This is a genomic window from Brevefilum fermentans, from assembly GCF_900184705.1.
Taxonomy (GTDB): Bacteria; Chloroflexota; Anaerolineae; order Anaerolineales; family Anaerolineaceae; genus Brevifilum; species Brevifilum fermentans.
Genome location: NZ_LT859958.1, coordinates 489,942 through 510,161, shown reverse-complemented (window position 1 = coordinate 510,161; position 20,220 = coordinate 489,942). Strand labels below are relative to the sequence as shown.

The following is a 20,220-nucleotide window of genomic DNA, read 5'->3' as shown; positions in this document are numbered from 1 at the left end:
AAGCATCAGGTTAAATTCTCCAGCGTCGTTACCATCTCATCGATGATATCAAATCCGCCTTGCCAGAATTCAGCCCGGGTGACATCAATGCCTGCACGGGCGAGCAATTCAATCGGAGCAATCGAACCGCCTGCAGCCAGGATATCCATATACCGTGGTTTGAAGGCGTTTCCTTCAGCCTGGTATTGTTTGTACAGGGATAGCACCAGCAGTTGACCGAAGGCGTAGGCGTACACATAGAACGGCACATTGTAAATATGTGGGATCATGACCCACTCCCATCGAAACTCATCAGCGATCTCTACTGAATCGCCAAATTCATCCTGTAAATTTTCCAGGTAAGCCTTTGCCAGATCGTCCACCTGGGCGCCCTGAGCAACCAGTTCGTGAGCCGTATGCTCAAAGATGGAGAAATAGTTCTGACGTAAAATGGTAGCGAAAGCATCATCCATTTGCCTGAAAAGCAGGTCGCGCCGAACGGCTTGATCGCTTTCCTGGACTAAAAGCTTATCGATCAGCATCATCTCGCCAAAGGTTGAGGCCGTTTCTGCCAGGGGCAAACAGGCATGTTGCGTGAAAGCGGTGTGCTCCCGAGCCATCAATGCATGGATGCCATGCCCTAACTCATGTGCCATGGTCGCGACATCTTCGGCTTTGCCCTGATAGTTGAGCAACACCCAGGGTGCCAGGTCGGGGGTGATGGTCGCGCAAAAAGCACCACTCATCTTGCCCTTGCGAATTTCGCTATCGACATGGCGGGCATCAAAGATCTCTTTTGCCAGGTCGGCAAATTTCGGGTCAAACTCATGGAAGGATTCCAGCACCATCTTTGCTGCCTGGTCAAACGCATATTTCTTATCCGATTTTTCTACTGGGGCGTAAATATCATATCGACGCAGTTTTTCCACTCCAAGCCGTTTAGCCTTCAATCTGAAGAAACGCTGGAAGTGTTTTGCGTTTTGCCGGGTGACGTCTAAAAGGGTTTCAACAACGGGATCGGGAATGTCATTGACCAGGTTGCGTACTGACACCGGGTGCTTAAATTTGCGCAAGTCGAGATTCTCGTTGCGCCAATCGCGCACAATTGCCTGGTAAATCTGACCCAGAATAGGGGCATCATCTTCGTAAACCCTGAACAGCGCCTGGTAAGCGCGTTCTCGCAGGTCGGGATCCGGTTCTCTGACCAGGGCAGTCACCTCACCGCGCGTCAATTCTTTGAGTTCGCCGTCGATTTCAACTTTGAAAAGATAACGGTTGGTGATCGATTCGTAAAGCATGTTAAGGGCGTTTACGCCTGTGACATCCTTGATGTTGATAATTTTTTCTTCTGCTTCGCTAAGGGTGAACGCTTTGAAGTTACGCATAGCAACCAGCCAGTAATGAAAGTCGCCTGATGCCTTCAATAAACGCTCAGCGTTCTCATTATCGAGTGCTTTCCACCACAGGCTAAAAAACATCGTCTGGTTGTCGATTTCAGCGTAAAACTGCGTGACACGCGCCACCTGCGCCTGAGCCGCCTGATCCTGAGTGTCAGCGGCAAACGCCAGCTGACTGAAACCAAACAAGCGACTTAGAATACGGGTGTAATGTTCGTATTCTGTGATGATGCTGAGGAACAGCTCTTCGCTGATTTGTGGAACCAGTTGATCTCGAAAGGTTTGAAATCTTTGTGCGCCTTTACGAACTTCCTCAAATGCTGCTTCGTAAGCCGGGTCGTCAAAGTCCAAAAACAGGTCTTCCAGGCTCCAGGGGGATTGTGTGTAGGTGTCTTTTTGGGTCATTGATCATTTCCTTTTTATTGATTTCCAGTGATCGGTGCAAAGCAGGATCACCAGATGAAAAACATTTATCCTTCCTTGCGCAGACGGTTGCGCAAGGTGTCGATCGGTTCTAATTGTCCGGTTTCCCTGTTCAGATAGTACCAGAGCTGCCAACCATTGGCGGGGCCATTGCGGATCCACCTGGCAGTCTGATGAATGGAACCGCGCTGCCCGGCATATTTCAGGTGTCCATCCGCCAGTACCCTGGCCGTTAATTTGTCCTGCCCCTCGAAATACAGGATCTGCCCGGGTTCCAGCAGGCCGTGTTCGACCAGGCTGCCAAAGGGGATGCGCCTTTCCCGGCGGGGATTGGGCGTTTCATACAACGATGATTCAAAGGGCTGCTGCTCAATGGCAGCGATCCGCTGTGTAGCCAATTGGGCGTAATAAGGGTCTATTTCGATGCCAATGTAGTGACGGTGCAACTGGCGGGCAACAGCGCCGGTGGTGCCCGTACCAAAAAAGGGATCCAGCACCACATCGCCGGGGTTGGAGCTGGCTGAGATCACCCGGTAGAGCAGGGCTTCCGGCTTCTGGGTGGAGTGGGCTTTTTCCCCATCGGGTCCTTTTTGACGCTCCGGTCCGGTGCAGATCGGAATCTCCCAATCGCTGCGCATTTGCAGGTCATCGTTCAGCGCCTTCATAGCGCGGTAATTGAAGGTATATTTTTGACGCTTATCCTTCTGAGACCACAACAGGGTTTCGTGGGCATTGGTAAAGCGCATTCCCTGGAAGTTGGGCATCGGGTTGGTCTTGACCCATACCACATCGTTGAGAATCCAGAAGTCCAGGTTTTGGAGGATAGCTCCCACCCGGTAGATATTGTGATAAGAGCCAATCACCCACAATGTGCCGGTGGGTTTGAGCACACGGCGACAGGCGGACAGCCACTCGTGGGTGAAATTATCGTACTGCGCAAAACTCTCGAATTGGTCCCAGTCATCATCCACCGGGTCGACCCGGCTATGGTCGGGTCGCCAGAGTTCGCCCTCAAGTTGCAGGTTGTAAGGTGGATCGGCAAAGATCAGGTCGACCGAATTCTCGGGAAGCGTGGGCAGGATGACGCGGCAGTCTCCGACCAGAACCTGGTTCAGGGGAAGTGCTGGATTGTAATTCGTCATAACGGCTTAATTGTAACGGTATTTCAACCCTTTGGGCAGGGATGTTACGAAAGTGATCAAGGCTTTCCTGCGGATCCGATAAAGTCGCAGCTCAACCCGCGCGGATCCTGTAATGTATTAATTGAGATTGACAGAAAAACGGCAATCGATTGGATCTCTTAAGACCCCTGCGAGATTAAGGTTATAATCTTCATGACCAATGCACATTGACTCGCAGGAAATGAGCTCATGACTGAAAACAACGCACAACCGATTCTCAACCAGCGCTGGCGTGTCCAGCCAAAAATCCCCCACGATATTGACCTGGCATTGCGCGACTTCCCCCCACTCTTGCGACAGTTGCTTTACAATCGCGGCTATTTTAACGCCGAATCTGCGTCCAGTTTTGTTAAAGGTGAAGCGCCTTTTTCAAGTGACCCGCTCCAGATCAAAGACATGCGAGCTGCAGTGGATCGATTGCACCGCGCGGTTACTTCTGGTGAAAAAATCGCCATCTACGGCGATTATGACGCCGATGGGGTCACCGCCTGCGCCCTGATCCATGATTTCCTGGTGATTCTGGACGTAAAACCGGAGATTTACATTCCCAATCGTTACGATGAAGGCTATGGTTTAAACATGGATGCCATTCAATCCCTGGCAGACATGGGCATCAACCTGGTGGTCACAGTGGATTGCGGTATCCGCTCCAATCGTGAGGTGGCACAGGCTCACAACCTGGGCATGGACGTCATCATCACCGACCACCACCAGCCCGGAACAGAACTCCCCCCTGCTCTGGCTGTGATCAATCCCAAGCAACCTGAAGACCACTACCCTGAAAAAGATTTATCGGGCGTGGGTTTAGCGTACAAATTGACCCAGGCTTACCTGGAGGTTCACCCCCAGCCGGATGTAGACCCTGAAGCATGGTTGGACCTGGTAGCCATCGGCACCGTGGCAGACCTGGTACCGTTGAAAGGCGAAAACCGGGCGTTGGTTAAAAAAGGACTGGCGCGCATCCGGCAGCAAAGACGCCCGGGATTGAGAGCCCTGGCTGGTACAGCAGAGGTTGATTTAACGCAGTGCGACACGTCAATGATTGGTTTCAAGCTGGCACCCCGGTTGAACGCCGCCGGACGGATGGAATCGGCCATGCTGGCGTATGAACTGCTGGTAACACAGGATCAACAAAAAGCTGGCGAACTGGCTCAAATCCTGGATTCCCAGAATAAAGAACGCCAGGCGGAAACAAACTGGATCCGCGAACAGGCTGCAGCGCAGGTTTTATCCCAGGATCCGGATGCACTGCTGTTTTTTGCAGCCGACCCTGAATTTAGTGAGGGCGTGGTGGGGCTGGCAGCCTCGCGCCTGACAGAAGCCTATTATCGACCGGCGATTATTGCTCACCAGGGCGAAGAATTTACCGTCGCTTCTTGCCGTTCGATCCCAGAATTTCACATTACCCGGGCTCTAGACGAGTGCGCCGATCTGCTGGTGCGGCATGGTGGTCACGCCGCGGCTGCGGGCTTTACCGTCAGTAACGAGAACCTGCCGCTATTAATCGAACAACTGTACGCCATTGCGCAACGGGAATTAGCTGATGTAACTCTTTTACCCGTGATTGATATCGACCGTGAGATCATTTTAGAAAATTTATCTCCCTATTATATCGGCGGGATTTTTAACGACCTGCACCAGTTAGAGCCCACAGGGCATGGCAACCCCGACCCGGTTTTTATGTCTCAGGATCTGGTTGTGCGCCAGGCGAGAACCGTTGGACGGGACAATAGGCACCTGAAGCTGACCTTGCAAGCCGGGCAATATATCTACGATGCCATTGCCTTCGGACAAGGGCACTGGGCTGATGAACTGCCCGAGAGGATTGATATCGTTTACCGCTTTGAGGAAAACACCTATCAGGGTCGCGTTAATTTGCAATTGAATGTCAAGGATCTCCGACCGTCTGAATCTCAGGGTGAACTGGATTCTCCTGTTGAAAATCGTTCGATGCCGGGGTAAATCGCGTTCTTTCCCCTATTAACAATTGAGGTCATCGTGATCACTTGCCTTATCCAGGTTTCCTTCCCCCACGCAGCCCATCCGCGGTGGTGTTCAACAACGCTTCCAGGTTGAATCGATAAATGCCGTGAAGTGCGAATAATGATTGGAGAGGTTGCAAACCCATTGATTTCCACGAGCCAGACCCAACCGAAACTCAACCAAAGACCCGTGGGATTTGTAAAAAAGGCGTCAGGGATTGATCGCGTCGCGAATCAGGCTCTCATCAAACAGGCTGACCTGTCCATCGGCAGCATAAGCGTACACCGCGGCTGAAAAGATCCCGCTGAGGGTGCTGCTGAGCAATGAGATGATCATGATAAAGAGCAGGAGCAATACGCCGAATATGATGATCGGGATGCTGCTCTTTAACCAAAGGGAGAGAGCGACGCCAATATCAATCATCAACATCCCGCCAGCAATGCCGATCAGCGCGAAGATCAACCCGATGGACAGGGTGCCCGAGATTTGCTCACCCCAACTGCGTTTAAGCAGTTCCCAACTGCGTTGTATCGCTTTAATCGGACCCAATCCCTCCACTGCCAAAACCGGGACGACCAGAAAGGTGAGCACATTCCAGGCAGCGCCCAGAATGGAAGCGATCAAGCCGCGCAGACCCCTGCGCTTATGATCAGAATTACCGGAAAGCATGTTGAGGATCAGCCCTACAGTGGCTGAAATCAGCGACCAACCCAGGATGGGCAGGATGCGCTGACTGGCAATTTTATAACCGTCTCTGACTGTTGGGTCTCCTCCCCGCAAGCGGATCATAGCTGCGCCGACAAGGGCTGTGTTATTGTAAAAGACGACCGTGTATTGCACCAGGTAAAACAGAAACAGTACCATATAGCCGAATGCCGGCATGCCCGTATCGAAGATGGTGTCCAGGACATTCCCAACCAGGGTGGGGATCAGGAAGGTCAGCGTGATGAAGATCATCATGATGGATGAGATCAGCGGGAAAATGAGCAATTCTTTATCAAGCTTGAGAACTTCGACGCTGGCTTTGACCAGCGCCCAACTGCGTTTGATGCGCTCCATGATGATACCTTTCCTTAATAGTGAACCGGCTTAATTATAAAATAGCACCATGATGACTGTCAACGGTCATCACCAAACGGTTTGAAAACCAACAAGTAAGTCGCACAATACATAATAATCCGTATAGGGGTCACTTTCAGCTTTCCGGGAGTGTGTGAACCTTTCGTTCTCAATCGAGATGTGCCCGGGGATCAGGTTCAGCAGCACCCGGATACCGCCCGTTCTGGTTTCTGATAATCGTTGCTCCAGGGATTGGTTTATCATTCCAGGGAGTCAAAGCCCTTGCGCTATGATATACTAATCTCAGATCCAACCAGAGCAGAGCAGCCTATGAAACTGATTATCCAAATCCCGTGTTATAACGAAGCCTTAATCTTACCGAAAACCCTGGCACAGCTTCCTGAAGCCATTGAAGGCTTTGACCAGGTTGAAATCCTGGTGGTGGATGATGGCAGTACAGATGATACCCCTGCTGTGGCAAGGCAGGCGGGTGCTGATCATATTGTCCATCTCAGCCGACACCTGGGGCTGGCAAAAGCGTTTACCCATGGGCTGGACGCTTGCCTGCGGTTGGGCGCCGATGTGATCGTCAATACCGATGCCGATAACCAGTATCGAGCAGAGGATATTCACAAACTGGTCAGACCAATTCTGGATGGCGAAGCTGAAATGGTCATCGGTGACCGGGGCGTGGGCAATACCCCTCATTTTCCAGCCCACAAGCGTGCCCTGCAGATCCTGGGGAGCAAGGTCGTCTCTGCCACTGCCGGTTTTGATATCCCGGATGCCACCAGCGGGTTCAGAGCGCTCACCCGTGACGTTGCGCTGGAAACCATCGTATTGAGCAATTATTCTTACACCCTGGAAACCCTGATTCAAGCCGGCGCCCGCAAGGTGCGGGTGGCTTTTGTCCCTATTGAAACCAATCCGCCTGAACGTCCATCACGGTTGTTCAGCAGCATTCGGAATTACCTGCTCAACTCCAGTGTGACGATCATGCGCTCATTTACAATGTACCGGGCGCTGCGCATCTTCACCACCATCAGCGTCCTGATGCTGCTGGTTGGCACAGCACTTGGCGTGCGCTTCCTGGTGGCTTTCTTCCAGAACAAAGGCGCCGGGATGGTTCAATCCCTGATTCTGGCGGCGGTATTCCTGATCGTGGGCTTTATGACCTTCCTGATCGGTTTGATCGCAGACCTGGTCAGTTTCAATCGGAAGATCCTCGAAGAGATCCTGTTTAGAATCCGCAAGCATGACAGCGAACCGGAACCTGACGCACAGGACCCGCCGTAAGCGTGCTGACCGGTAAAACCTTCCCACGGGTGCAAAAACCCATATTAAAGACTTGCGTTATTTCCACTCCGTACAGTGGATCATTTGATGGAGGTAAAAATTGTTTGAACCCTTAAAAGCGCGGATTGCTGAGCATGGTGAGAGCCTGGGTGGAGGAATTTTAAAAGTAGATAGTTTTATCAATCACCAGGTGGACCCTGTCCTGATGGAAGCCTGCGGGAAAGAGTTTGCCCGACTGTTTGCTGACACCAAACCAACCAAGGTGCTGACGGCAGAAATTTCTGGTATTGCGCCGGCTTTGATGACCGGCAAATTCCTCAACCTGCCGGTGGTCTATGCTCGCAAGCGCAAGCCGATCACCATGCCCGACGCAATTTATTTAACATTAGCTCCCTCGCATACCAAGGGGAGGATGGTAGAACTGATCGTCTCGCCAGAATACCTGCGGAACAACGAGCGGATACTGATTATCGATGACTTCCTGGCTTCGGGAGCAACAATCGCGGGGTTAGCGCGTTTAGCAGAAATTGCTGGCGCCAAACTGGTGGGTATTGGCACGTTAATTGAAAAAACTTTTGAAGGCGGGCGTGAATTACTTACACCGTTAAATATTCCCATCAAAGCCCTGGTTCCGATTGCCTCTTTGGATGATGGACAGATCATCTTTGCTAAAGAATAAACTGCTGGCGTTGCTGCTGGGCAGTGACCCCGCAGTGTACACCGCTTTGTTTCAACTGGTCAACCATCTGATTCAAGATTTTAACCTCGCGCAACGGGGCTACCGCCTGATCACCAACGGCGGTCCCTATCAATCCATTCCCATCTGGCACTGGCACCTGGTCAGTAAAGCATTTTCCCAGGACAGTGCAGACCCCGGAGGCTCTTATGGTTGAGACGATCGTCATTCTTGATTTTGGTTCACCCTACAGCCCGCTAATCGCCCGCCGTGTGCGAGAATCGCAGGTGTATGCCGAGTTGCTCTCCTGGGATACCCCTGAGAAGGCGGTGATGGCGCTCAATCCCAAGGGTTTTATCTTATCGGGCAACCTGCGATCAGCGCTCGAACCCGGCGCACCAGCCTTGCCGGGCTATGCCATCCAGTCCAGGCGCCCGATCCTGGGTATTGGATCTGGCATGTCAGCGCTGGTGCTTGCCCTTGGCGGAAAGGTGACCTTCACGGCTACACCGAAATACGACCTTCACCAATTGAGTATCCTACGCTCAAGCCGGATATTGCAAACTGGCGATGACCCTCAGGTGTGGATGTCCTGCGCTGATCGGGTTGACGCCGTACCCGAGGGGTGGCAAATCCTTGCCAGCGCTGCAGACTGCCCGATTGCCGCGCTGGGCGATGGCGAGCGGGCTTATTACGGGCTGCAATTTCACCCGGAGCTTGAGTTTACGCCCGCTGGAGGGCAGATCATCGCCCGCTTTGTGCGCGACGTGTGCCAGTGCTCAGGAGATTGGACCGTACAGGCGATTATTGATCATGCCATCCGTCAGGTTCGTTCGCAGGTGGGAGATGCCCGGGTGCTATCGACGGTCAGCGGCGGGGTGGATTCGAGCGTCGCCACAGCCCTGGTGGGCAGAGCCGTAGGCGATCAGCTCAGTGCGGTCTATGTGGATACGGGCTTGATGCGCAAAGATGAAACTCAATGGGTCAGGAAGGCTTTCCAGGACAGGCTGGGCGCCAATCTGCACTGTGTAGACGCTGCAGAAACCTTTTTTTCCAACCTGCAGGGGATCACCGATCCTGAAGCCAAACGCCGCGTGATTGGCGAGACCTTTATCCGTGTTTTTGAGGCAACCACGCACAATTTAGGCGATCTTCGCTTCCTGGTGCAGGGGACAATCTATCCGGATGTGATCGAATCTCGCAATTTGCAGCAGGGAGATGCCCGCCCGATTAAAACCCACCACAATGTCGGCGGCTTGCCCGAAGCCATGGATTTTGAACTGGTCGAGCCCTTGCAAAATTTATTCAAAGATGAAGTGCGCCTGGTGGGTGAGGCACTGGGATTGCCCTCGGAATTGGTCTGGCGTCAGCCCTTTCCCGGGCCCGGGCTGGCAGTGCGCTGCCTGGGCGAGGTCACCCCTGGGCGGGTGGAAAAGCTGCGCCAGGCGGATGCCATCTTCACCGAAGAGCTTTCACAGGCGGGCTTACTGTCTCACCAAGAGGGAGGCATTTCCCAGGCATTTTCCGTTTTGCTGCCGTTAAAGACCGTGGGTGTTAAGGATGGTCAACGCACTTATGATGAGCTGATCGCTCTGCGCGCCGTCACCACGACGGATTTCATGACAGCCGATTGGGCGCATTTTCCAGGAGACTTGCTAACACGGGTATCAAAGCGCATCACCAGCGAGGTTGCGGGCGTGAATCGGGTGGTGTATGATATCACCGGCAAACCGCCGGGAACGATCGAGTGGGAATAGAAGTTAAACCCCTGTAACTCACTGGCATGGACCCGATAATCAATTTTTATACGAATTTTAAGGAGGTGGGAGAATATCACATATGGAAGATCTCATTAATGGCTTGATGGATCAAGACGACAAAAAAGCCTATGAATGTTTAAAGAAATTAGAAGAAATTAGCAATCAATCCTCTAAGGTTTATCGCTTCTTTGATGCGTTTGTGGAAATGCTTGAAAGTGATCATTCTTATATCAGAACGAGGGGACTCCGCCTGATTGCAGCCAATGCCAGATGGGATATCGATAACAAAATCGACAAAATCATTGATAAGTTCCTAGAATGTGTTACCGATGAAAAACCAATCACCGCAAGGCAATGCATCAAGGCTTTGCCGACTATCGTAAAATACAAACCGGATTTAAAAAAAGATGTTGAAAATGCGCTGCGGGACGCGAACCTATCAAGGTACCAGGAAAATATGCAAGCACTCATCTTTAAAGACATTCACAAGGCATTGGGGGATATAGAAAAGATATAGTAAAAATTATGGGAATGGGTCACTCTTTGATAACGGAATACCGATTAACCCCGTAAAAGGTGGATCATTGGCACCAAAATGAATATAAAGAAGTAAAATCACTCAAACAAATTGCTTCGAATGCCAGTGTAATTTGTGATTTGGAATAGTGGTTGAAACTCTGTAGCTTACAGGCGTGGAATAGGAAAAATCTCTTTATTCTTGATCATTTTTAAAAAAGAATCAATCGACTTGGCATTAACCGATTCAATCGAACTTTGACTGAATCGCTTACGAGATCAATTGCTGATCGAGTGAAGACATTAAATTAATTAGATAAATAATGATATTAAAATCAAACAAGTTCACAACTGGGAAAGAAAAACCGGTGTGAATTATCAATAATTTCAACATTGAAAGAGGATTTGTCCATGGAAAAGAAATGCAACGCCTATCAATTGAAAATATTTGCGATGATTTTTATGATCATCGAACATATCCATACCTTTTTAAATATAGGACCCTACTGGATTGGTCTCTTCACAAGATTTGTAGCGCCTTTATTTACGTTTTTCATCGTTGAAGGATTTTATAAAACAAGTTCAAGGAAAAAATATTTTTTACGCACATTTTTATTTTCGATAATCATGCTGGCGGGAAATGTTTTAATTAATTTGATCTTTAAAGTTACAGACCCAGTGACTAACACAATGAACTTTTATTCAATTGTTCAAGGTCTAAATATCTTTATGACTTTTGCTGTGTTTATCTTGCTGATGATGCTGATTGAGAAGATTAAAAAGAAAGAAAAGATGGTCTTATCAATCTTCTTATTTTCCATCCTGTCCTTATTCTCAATATTATTTACAGAAGGTGGGTCTGTCTTATACCCAATCCTATTAATCATGTACTTCTTCTATGGCAATAAAAAGAAAATATCGCTTGGAATTTCCTTGGTTGCAATTATAAATTTTGTAATCGCATTTTTTAATTATCGGAGTGGTGTAACGGGTACAGATTTCTTCAGAAACATGGCATTATATAATGATTGGGCTAATTTTCTGGTGATCATACCCATTTTCTTATATGATGGAAGCCGTGGAAAAAATACCAAATTTGCTAAGTGGTTCTTTTACATTATTTATCCACTTCATATTTGGATTTTATATATTACCAGCCTTCTTTTGAATAAATAATGGGCGTTTGATAGCTTAGCCAAATAATTATTAAAAACACAAGAAATTCCCAGGTAGAAACCTTGGTATAGACTATGCAACCTTTTTTCTGTAAATTCGAGCTAGAAATAATCATTGTTCAATGACCTGCCAGCGCATTAACGTTTGCCGATTTGCCAATCCTTGCTAATCTCCATCAATCGAGCTGAGATTAGTCTCAAACAAGAAGCTTCGTTTGGAAATACGCCTACGGATCTGGTTCTTCTTCGAATTTCTCTATTTATCCTTTCCAGGCTGTTCGTGGTTCTGATCGATCTTCGATGTTCAAGTGGGAAATCGAAAACAGTAAAACCTTCAGCCAGGTTTTCTTTCATCCAGGCAGACAGTCGTGGTGCAGAGCGAGCATACTTTTCAATGATCACCTTGAGATACTGCTCTGCAGTCGTTTTATCTGGCGCATTGAACATGGCTCGGATATCAGCCGCCACCTCTTTCCGTAACGATTGTCGTGGCACAAGGCTTTGCGCATTTTGTTGAAGGCGGTATTGCCATCGCTGACACGACACACTGCCCAGGACTGCCCTTCGAGGTGCACCTAAGCCCACATGATCGTTACTGATCACCAATTTCACGCTATTCATGCCTCAATCTCGTAGACCTTTTAAAAAGGCCTTCCAATGGGTTTTATGTTTACTTAGAGTTACTGAGACCCCTAAGACCTGTCTTTCTCCCTCAGGAGAGATCCCTGTGGCTACTAAAACAGCTGCATCACGCACTTGTCTGGCATCTCTGACCTTCTCGTAGTGGGCATCTACATACAGGTATTGGATTTCTCCAAGCGGTCGTTCCCGCCATTCTTGCAAGACTTCGTCCAGCTGTTGGGTGGCTCGACTGACTTACATGGCTGAAATCTCAATCCCGCACAGCTCTTCCGTGATGGTTTTGACCCTTCGGATCGAAACCCCTTGTACGACCATTTCGGCTAAGGCAATCAGCAGGGCTCGTTCACTTCGCCTACCTTTTTCAAGCGTTGAAGGATAGAAACCACCTTCACGTACTTGTGATATGGCAAAGGTGCTGTCGCCAAGCCTGGTCCTGACCGTTTTGGGTTTGTAGCCATTAGCATGGCCTTGCCGCTCTTCAGTTCGCGCATATGCTTTTTCCTGCATGACACTGTTGAGAATCACCCTGATCGGATCAGGTAGCGCTTTAAAATTATTTCTAGTCTTCTCTTCTATTGCATTCGGTAAAAGGTTATAATTACCTTGGTGAGTTATTTAGTTTTCCTTTTTTCTAAGACGATCTCAATAGAGCATATCTGACTCACTACTTTTGTTAAGTTCCAAGATTATACAGAAATCATATTACACTAACGATCTCCCTAAATTAATTCTTTCGTTCATTATTATTCTGGTTTATAAGTATGAAAACTTAATGTAAAAATTCACAAATACGATCATTATGAAATGATTTACACTCATTTTGTATTTAATGCAATGAGGATTTATTAATCATGAATGAGCTCGATTATTTATTGATTTGAAACCTCCATGAAATAGCATTAGCAGCACTCACCCATTTGTTTACGGAATCAAAAGTCGGGATTCCTTGATTCTCTATTTGTTTCATAATGGATTTTGAATATTTACCACCAAACGCACCAATTAGAATTGGTTTCGAATAATTGCTATTTAACTCTCCTAATTTGTCAATAATATTTTCTTCCAAAGGGCTATTGACGAATACAAACCAAGGCATAACAATGTCGATATTTGGATCTTCAAGCATCGCTTTGATACCGAATTCATAATCTTCACTTGTACCAGACCCTGTGACATCAATCGGATTTTTATAAATATAATAATCAGGATAGTGATTTTGAAGCGTTTTAATTGTAGGACCTGAGAATAACGGAAGCTCCATTTTTAATTCAGTTAGATAATCTATTGCTTGGATCATAGAGCCAGCTCCATTGCTTATCATACCAATTTTGTCGCCGTTTGATTCCGGTTGCATTGCTAGAGCTTTTATCGCAGCAACCAATTCATCATACGAATTCACGTTTAAAACACCTGCTTGACGAAGAGCTCCTTCAACAACTTTATAGCTATTTCCTAAGCTTCCTGTATGAGAAGCCGAGGCATTAGCACCTTGTGTCGTCCGAGCGGATTTGTAAATTACAATTGGCTTTTTTTGAGAAATTTCATTTGCAGTGTTAACAAATTTTCTTCCATCCTCAAAGCCTTCAACATATAAACCAATTACTTTAATCTCAGGGTCATTTCCCCATAAAGCGAGTAAGTCTGCTTCATCAACATCCACACGATTTCCATAGCTTACATAATGTCTGACCCCAAAGGCATGGGCGTCTTCTAAAAAAGCTGCGCCAACAGCTCCAGATTGTGTCATAAATCCTACTAAACCATCTTTTGGTCTTAGCATTCGTTCTTTTGATTGAAAGAAAGTGTCAATTCTTGATCTTCCATCAAAAACACCTGTGCAATTAGGGCCGATAATCCGGACATTATTTTCTTTTGCTTGATTTTTAATATCACTTTCCAACTTAATTTTATTGCCGCCCAACTCTTTCCCACCACCTGATATAATAATCATGTTATTGATATTTTTTGTTTTACATTCATTTAATATGGATGGAACGTAGGAAATATCAGTAGACATTACTGCTAAATCGATTGGTTCTGGAACAGAAGTAAGCGATGGGTAAGATTTTTTACCCATTACAAAATCATTGTTTGGATTTACGGGAAAGACTTTTCCCTTATATTCGCCATTGACAAGACTGTCAAACACACCATTACCAACTTTTCCAATCGTATTTGATGCTCCAATAACAGCAATAGACCTGGGATTAAAAAACTTTTCCAAGTGTAATGTGTTGGGGGGTTGAGAAAACAATTCGTTAACCTTATTTGTTTTCGGTATAAATTTTGCATCAATTACCCTGTATTGATTTTCCCAAACCATAATGGGATTAAGGTCAACAGCTTCGAGTTCATCCTTATAGAAATATCCTTTATCGCTTATTGTCAGCAATAAATCAATTAGCATTTCCTCTGACACGGGACGCATATTCCGATAACCATTAAGTATTCTATTGCCTTTAATTTCTGTTAACATCGTTTTTGCATCCCGGCTATTTATTGGTAGCACACGAAAACTCACATCTTTTAATAATTCTGTGAACACTCCTCCCAAGCCAAACATGATTGTCATCCCAAAATTTGGATCATTGAAGAGACCAATAATCACTTCAATACCATCTTTGATCATTTCCTGAACTTCAATGCCTTCAATACTTGCATTAGGAAAATGAGTCTTAACATTTTCAATAATCTCTAAATACGCCGATTCAACCTCTTTGGAAGTCATTAACCCAAGCCTGACCCCTCCAATATCGGTTTTGTGTAAAATATCGAGTGATTTTATTTTTAGTGCTACTGGGTAACCCAATTTCTGGGCAATTCTAATCGCGTCGGTTGGTGATTGTGATATAAAAGATTGTGGTCCAATTAAACCAAATTCATGTAAATTCATAAGATAACCTCCATTAAATTAACGTATGTTGCAAAGCACTTGAAAAATTATTAGAACTTGACTTTATGAGGATATTTCTCAAATTTTCAACTTAACAAAAACATGTTATTTAACAAATTACTTGCGTATATAAATAATATTAATTTGGACAGCCCTTCATATAATTTGCTATACAAAAAAAGGGCTGTCTTCTATTTATTCTAGGTGTCAAACCACTACTATTGTTGAAAAAAAGCAAAGTTCACTTAATATCAATTTAGTTAAACGTTAATTACTTTGTCGACTAATTTTAAGAAAACACTTTCAGAGACAAGACCTTTTCTGACCATAGCTTCCTCAATAATTAGCTGCAAAATTTTATCAATTTGCTCATCTGTTGCCTCTAAATTGTATTTTTCAAGAAATAGTTGGACTGATTTTTTCCCACTATTTTTACCTAGAACATAATTAACTTCATCTTCACGCCCAACAACTTTGGGGTCAACAGATATCATAAAATTTGTAACCTTTTTATCCTCGTTTTGATTTAATTTCCACGCAATATCCATGAGTATGCCAGCCTCAACTTTGTATGGGCGATCTCCCATTACAGGTTTATTGTCGTGAAACGGGACATTTGAAATCTGAGAAACAAGTTCACAAGTAGGGGCAATTTGTTTAAGGTCAAGGCCAGTGTTAATTCCTTTGTGCATTTCAAGGAGAACAGCTAATTCCTCAGTAGGTACATTTCCACACCGATCACCCAAACCATTCATTGCTGTATGAACGACTTCTGCGCCTCCCCAAACTGCTGCTAGGCAGTTGGCAACGCCACAACTAATGTCATTATGGCCGTGAAATTCAAGCCTCAATTCTGGGAACCCTTCTTTAAATAAACGGAACATCTCTTCTACTGCGTCAGGAGTTGCGCTTCCAAAAGTGTCAACCATTGCAAGTCCATCCAAAGATACATTTTGAACAAGTTCTTCCATTAACGGTTTGGTAAACTCAATTGGTGTTCTGAACCAATCCCAACCCATAAATACAGTGTACATTCCATATTCGTGCGCCTTGCTAATTGCAGAAACGAGCTTATCCATAATGCTTTTTGGTGTATTTTGATATGCGTACTTATTTGTGAACGGATTTACACAGTATTCAACAATAACCCCATCACAACCAATATCTTGGCACAATTCTACGTCTTTTTCCAGAGCTCTTGCGAATCCAAAAATTTTTGTGTGGTGATACTTCTTTGCGACCATCCTTCGCATAGCATTTTCTACAACTTTACTAACCACGGGCATTCCAGCTTCGATCCTCGGGATCTTTAATTCAGCGAGAGCATCCGCAATACGAACACGTTCATCTTCAAGAAAGACTGAACCAGGGGTCTGATCTCCATCCCGCAAAGTTACATCATGGATTTCAATGTAATCGCGACGTTTTGACTTATCTTCGAGATCCCAATTATGTTTCGATGTCCACTTTATATCCTCTATATAAAAGGGTTCTTTTAATTCGTAATCAGGTATTGAAAGCATTTCAGAAAACTTCATTTTTTAAATCCTTTCTCGTAATTTAATTGTTTGATTTTAATTGACAAATTATTGAAACAACGCTAAACTACAATATTATTAGTAAAAAGAGAGCAAATCAGATATATTTTCACATAAGCACCTACTTATTTTTCTTTTTTTTTGTGGATATTACGCGTTACAATTCCGTGAATAATTATTCCGGAAATAATTATTAAACCACCAAGAAAAAATGAAAGACTTGTTTTCTGTTTTTCAACAAAAACAAAAAACAATGTAGTGATAATTGGCATAATTGGATAAGCAAGCGAACATGTTCCTGGGTCTGCCATTGATAAAGCTTTACTCCACAGAAAATAAGGGAAAGCAGTTCCCACTGTTCCCACCAATAACGTCAGAAAAAATCCATCAAAAGTTAGGGCTGAAATATTTTTTGTGGTTAACCAATAGATTACAAGAAACGGAAACGATATTATACTTGATGTTAGTAAGCCGTAAGTCGTTATTACAATTGGGGTGATTTTTCCCATAATTTTTTTGCTAATAACAGAACCTATTCCCCAAGAAATACCTCCGACCAATGCAAAAATAATTCCAAGCAGATGATCTTTTGAAAAAGATGTCCCTGCAATGATGTATGTACCTAAAAAGCCAAGGGAAATTGCCAACATTTGTGAAAAACTCAGTAATTCCTTTAAATATATAGAAGAAGCAATAGCAATAAAAATTGGGAATAAAGAATTTACAAATGCCGAATAAAGCGACTGGGTTAAACTGTTCCCAATCAATAAAAACAATGATGTAAGAAAATACCCTACAAAACCAATTATCATGATTTTAATTTTGTCTTTCTTTCCAATATTTTCCATCTCAACCATATTATTTTTTGTTATCTTTAAATAAATAAATAAAGTAAAAAAAGCTATTAATTGTCGGAAGAATAACAACTCAATTATGGATACCTTTTTCAACGCATAAGAACTTGAAAGGTGGAAAGCGGAAAAACCAAACATGGCTCCAATTAGGGTTATTGCAAGAACAAACGAATTATTTTCTTTATTTATTTTGGTGATCAAAACAGCCTTTTCTTTTAATTAATGTGATACAACAAACCACCATATTTCTGATATTCTTTAATATAATCCGACAGCATCCATGTATTTACAGATAAATTCTGAGCGCTTCCGAAAAGCATCAGGTATAACTTTAGAAAGTTCGCTAATTATTATTTCACATATAAAAACCATTGGGATAATAGTATTGTAATAACTGATGCTTCTTGGGTTGCAAGCAAAAACAAAATCCACATCTTTTACTAATTCATGGGATATTTTGTCAATCACTAAGATTATTTTTGCTCCAACATCAAGGGCGATTTGCTTTACGATATAATTAATATTGCTGTATCTGGGGTAAACCAATAATATTACACAATCTTCTGATGTGATATCTGCCAAACGCTCAATTGCTTTTCCATCAGCATGTGTATTTAAAATAACATTATTTAATAAAAACAGAAGCTCAAATGCAAGAAAGTTTGCTACAAAAGCTGTCGATCTGAACCCACAGACGTATTTATTTCTACTATTTAATAAAATGTCTAAGCAAGAATTTATGTTATTCTTGCTATTTCGATCAATCACATCGTAGATGGATGCAATAGCGTTGTTTGTTAATTTTTCTATTGCGTCATTCTCAAATAAAGAATCCCAGTTTGATTGGAAACGCTCAATCGGCGCAAGTTGACTGTATTCACGAAGGCTATTTGCGGCCTGAAGTTGTTTTGAAACCAAATTTTTTATTTCCGTCTTTAACTCTTCAAACCCGTTGTAGCCGAGCGAACGTGCCGTTCTAAAAACGGAAGCATCACTAATATTCAATTCATTTGCGATATCCGTGGTCGTCATAAAACCTACTGTATGAAAATTGTGAAGGATATACTCGGCAACAACCTGTTCTACCTGAGTTAGTCGTTTACTCTTTATTCGATTTTCAAACTCTTGCGTAATCATACCTATTCTAAATTTTCTTTTCTAAAACTGTCATAAAAATGTAAATTTGCATTTGACAAACTGTTGACTTAATGTTATTATACATGAAATAAAAAAAAATTGCAACATTAATTTTTTTTGAAAAAAAATGTTTTTCAATGTTATCCGTGTCGAACCTTCTCTTCATTTTTAGAATGCCTGAAAAATGTTTGTAAAGACGATTGCGTTTAATTTTCGTTCATTAGCTTTTGCCGAATGCTAGCATGTTTGGACATATCCTGTTAATTTATGAGACATATAACAATATTTAAATCACATTTTGTACATGAGAGAGCTCAGTTTATCCATTCTTTTATTTTAGTTTATGAACATGAATAATTTCCTCGACCCTTATTCTGAAAAAGTGAACCGATTTTGTTTTTGGAATAATTTTTAAGGGAATGTTTACCAGATAATTTAGTTAACAAATTTTAAAGAATAGGAGAAATTCGAAAATGAAAGAAATATTAAGGACAAGTAAAGCCCCAATATTCAAGGTTCCGCTTTCACAAGGGACAAAATTTGGAAACCGCGTTTTTCCTTCAGGTATGGTTGGAGCTAGCCCTGATACGCTTGAAGTTGTTGGTGGCTTTGAGGAACAAACCCGCAAAGTGATGGAAAATTTGCTATATGTTTCAGATGAAGGAGGTATGAGTCCTCAAGACTTTATCAAATGCACTGTTTTTTTGAAAGATTTAAACTACTTCAGTATTTTTAATCGTATTTATGCTGAATACTTTAATAAAAATTTTCCAAGTCGATCTGCATTTGAGATTCCTTCTCTTGCTGGCCCATATGAATTGGAAGTTGAAGCGTTCGGGTTCACATCGGATTCTTGGAATACACAAAAAAAAGAAATAATTTTTACAGAAGATGCACCGCGTTTTTCTGTTCCTTTGGTTCAAGGTATAAAAGTCGGCAATTTCATTTATCCCTCTGGGCAAGTTCCAGCGAAGCCCTCAGATAGTTGGCCGGTTGAAGATTTTCGTGATCAAATTAGACAAGCAATTGAAAATTTAATTGCAGTTGTTGAAGCTGGTGGAGGTACCAAAGAAAATATCATAAAATGCGCGGTTTTTTTGAAGGACATGTCTCGTTTTGATTTATTTAATGAAGTGTATAGTGAATATTTTCAAAAAGATAACAACCCACCTGCCCGATCTTGCTTCGGGGTCACTGGACTTGCAGGCCCGTATGATATAGAAATTGAAGGTATTGCATATGTTGGGGATGATGTAGAAAGAATCAGAACCGAGAAGGCACCCTTATTTGATATGCCCTTTTGTCAAGGTGTTAGAGCTGAAGAAATGGTATTTATTTCTGGTCAAGTTGGATATGATCCTAAAACAGGTAATGTGCCAAAAACATTTGAAGGTCAAACCCGACAAATGATGGAGAACCTGCTTGCTATTGGTGAAAAAGTAGGTGCAAGTCCAGATGATTTTGTAAAAACTACTTGCTATTTAACAAATATTCGATATTTTGAATTTTTTAATAGAATTTATCAAGAATATTTTAAAAAGGATTTCCCTGCCCGATCAGCGTTTGAAGTCGCAGGCTTGGCTTATGATTATGTTGTAGAGATTGAAGGGATAGCTTGTATTAATCTACAAAAACGAAAGGAGGTCAATGAAATATAAAGGGTTCATATAATTTTTAATGTTTATTTGTAAAATACAATATCAGAAAATAG

General features: G+C 43.8%; 16 protein-coding genes and 1 pseudogene. 8 read left to right on the top strand and 9 right to left on the bottom strand.

Going from position 1 to position 20,220, the window contains the following annotated elements:
- Window positions 1–5: 5 nt before the first annotated feature.
- Both CFX1CAM_RS02230 and CFX1CAM_RS02225 read right to left on the bottom strand, forming a co-directional pair.
- Entirely contained in the window at window positions 6–1,781 is a 1,776-nt protein-coding gene (locus CFX1CAM_RS02230) for a M3 family oligoendopeptidase (protein ID WP_087861445.1), read from the bottom strand.
- 65 nt (window positions 1,782–1,846) lie between these two features.
- On the bottom strand, window positions 1,847–2,941 hold the full coding sequence (locus tag CFX1CAM_RS02225; protein WP_087861444.1) for a site-specific DNA-methyltransferase: 1,095 nt from the start codon (window positions 2,939–2,941) through the stop codon (window positions 1,847–1,849).
- Window positions 2,942–3,169: 228 nt separating this feature from the next.
- Between CFX1CAM_RS02225 and recJ the strand changes: the two genes are divergently transcribed.
- On the top strand, window positions 3,170–4,942 hold the full coding sequence (gene recJ / locus CFX1CAM_RS02220; protein ID WP_087861443.1) for a single-stranded-DNA-specific exonuclease RecJ: 1,773 nt from the start codon (window positions 3,170–3,172) through the stop codon (window positions 4,940–4,942).
- A 231-nt stretch (window positions 4,943–5,173) separates the two neighbouring features.
- Here the strand turns inward: recJ and CFX1CAM_RS02215 are convergent, their stop codons facing one another.
- Both CFX1CAM_RS02215 and CFX1CAM_RS02210 read right to left on the bottom strand, forming a co-directional pair.
- Window positions 5,174–6,022: a DUF6159 family protein gene (locus CFX1CAM_RS02215; RefSeq protein WP_087861442.1), complete on the bottom strand. Its 849-nt coding sequence runs from the start codon at window positions 6,020–6,022 to the stop codon at window positions 5,174–5,176.
- A 69-nt stretch (window positions 6,023–6,091) separates the two neighbouring features.
- Window positions 6,092–6,286: an alpha-amylase family glycosyl hydrolase gene (locus CFX1CAM_RS02210; RefSeq protein WP_087861441.1), complete on the bottom strand. Its 195-nt coding sequence runs from the start codon at window positions 6,284–6,286 to the stop codon at window positions 6,092–6,094.
- 66 nt (window positions 6,287–6,352) lie between these two features.
- Here CFX1CAM_RS02210 and CFX1CAM_RS02205 point away from each other — a divergent pair, with 66 nt between their 5' ends.
- The 6 genes from CFX1CAM_RS02205 to CFX1CAM_RS02180 all read left to right on the top strand — a co-directional run bounded on the left by CFX1CAM_RS02205 (window position 6,353) and on the right by CFX1CAM_RS02180 (window position 11,446).
- Window positions 6,353–7,318 (top strand): glycosyltransferase family 2 protein, encoded by a 966-nt coding sequence (locus CFX1CAM_RS02205; protein ID WP_087861440.1) that lies wholly within the window; start codon window positions 6,353–6,355, stop codon window positions 7,316–7,318.
- A 100-nt stretch (window positions 7,319–7,418) separates the two neighbouring features.
- Window positions 7,419–7,997 (top strand): xanthine phosphoribosyltransferase, encoded by a 579-nt coding sequence (xpt, locus tag CFX1CAM_RS02200; protein ID WP_087861439.1) that lies wholly within the window; start codon window positions 7,419–7,421, stop codon window positions 7,995–7,997.
- Window positions 7,984–8,211: a hypothetical protein gene (locus CFX1CAM_RS02195; RefSeq protein ID WP_087861438.1), complete on the top strand. Its 228-nt coding sequence runs from the start codon at window positions 7,984–7,986 to the stop codon at window positions 8,209–8,211. The genes xpt and CFX1CAM_RS02195 overlap by 14 nt, the downstream gene beginning before the upstream one ends.
- Complete coding sequence (gene guaA, locus CFX1CAM_RS02190; protein ID WP_087861437.1) at window positions 8,204–9,751, top strand: glutamine-hydrolyzing GMP synthase; 1,548 nt, start codon at window positions 8,204–8,206, stop codon at window positions 9,749–9,751. Before CFX1CAM_RS02195 ends, guaA begins: the two co-directional genes overlap by 8 nt.
- A gap of 82 nt (window positions 9,752–9,833) precedes the next feature.
- Complete coding sequence (locus CFX1CAM_RS02185) at window positions 9,834–10,271, top strand: SufBD protein (RefSeq protein WP_173745451.1); 438 nt, start codon at window positions 9,834–9,836, stop codon at window positions 10,269–10,271.
- A gap of 410 nt (window positions 10,272–10,681) precedes the next feature.
- The gene (locus CFX1CAM_RS02180) at window positions 10,682–11,446 is read left to right on the top strand and encodes a TraX family protein (RefSeq protein WP_087861435.1); all 765 of its coding nucleotides are present in this window, start codon (window positions 10,682–10,684) and stop codon (window positions 11,444–11,446) included.
- A gap of 137 nt (window positions 11,447–11,583) precedes the next feature.
- On the opposite strand, the pseudogene CFX1CAM_RS11605 reads toward CFX1CAM_RS02180, so the two are convergent.
- The 5 genes and pseudogenes from CFX1CAM_RS11605 to CFX1CAM_RS02145 form a co-directional block, all read right to left on the bottom strand.
- Window positions 11,584–12,702, bottom strand: a pseudogene (locus CFX1CAM_RS11605) (IS256 family transposase).
- A 250-nt stretch (window positions 12,703–12,952) separates the two neighbouring features.
- Window positions 12,953–14,980, bottom strand: coding sequence for an acetate--CoA ligase family protein (locus tag CFX1CAM_RS02160; protein WP_087861431.1), 2,028 nt, complete (start codon window positions 14,978–14,980; stop codon window positions 12,953–12,955).
- Between the two features lie 260 nt (window positions 14,981–15,240).
- Entirely contained in the window at window positions 15,241–16,518 is a 1,278-nt protein-coding gene (locus CFX1CAM_RS02155) for a LeuA family protein (RefSeq protein ID WP_087861430.1), read from the bottom strand.
- A 125-nt stretch (window positions 16,519–16,643) separates the two neighbouring features.
- Window positions 16,644–17,573: a DMT family transporter gene (locus tag CFX1CAM_RS02150; RefSeq protein WP_157891649.1), complete on the bottom strand. Its 930-nt coding sequence runs from the start codon at window positions 17,571–17,573 to the stop codon at window positions 16,644–16,646.
- 57 nt (window positions 17,574–17,630) lie between these two features.
- Window positions 17,631–18,509 carry a MurR/RpiR family transcriptional regulator gene (locus tag CFX1CAM_RS02145; protein WP_087861428.1) on the bottom strand — a complete coding sequence of 293 codons (879 nt, stop codon included), beginning with the start codon at window positions 18,507–18,509 and terminating at the stop codon, window positions 17,631–17,633.
- A 473-nt stretch (window positions 18,510–18,982) separates the two neighbouring features.
- Here CFX1CAM_RS02145 and CFX1CAM_RS02140 point away from each other — a divergent pair, with 473 nt between their 5' ends.
- Entirely contained in the window at window positions 18,983–20,167 is a 1,185-nt protein-coding gene (locus CFX1CAM_RS02140) for a RidA family protein (RefSeq protein ID WP_087861427.1), read from the top strand.
- The last annotated feature ends 53 nt before the right edge of the window (window positions 20,168–20,220 follow it).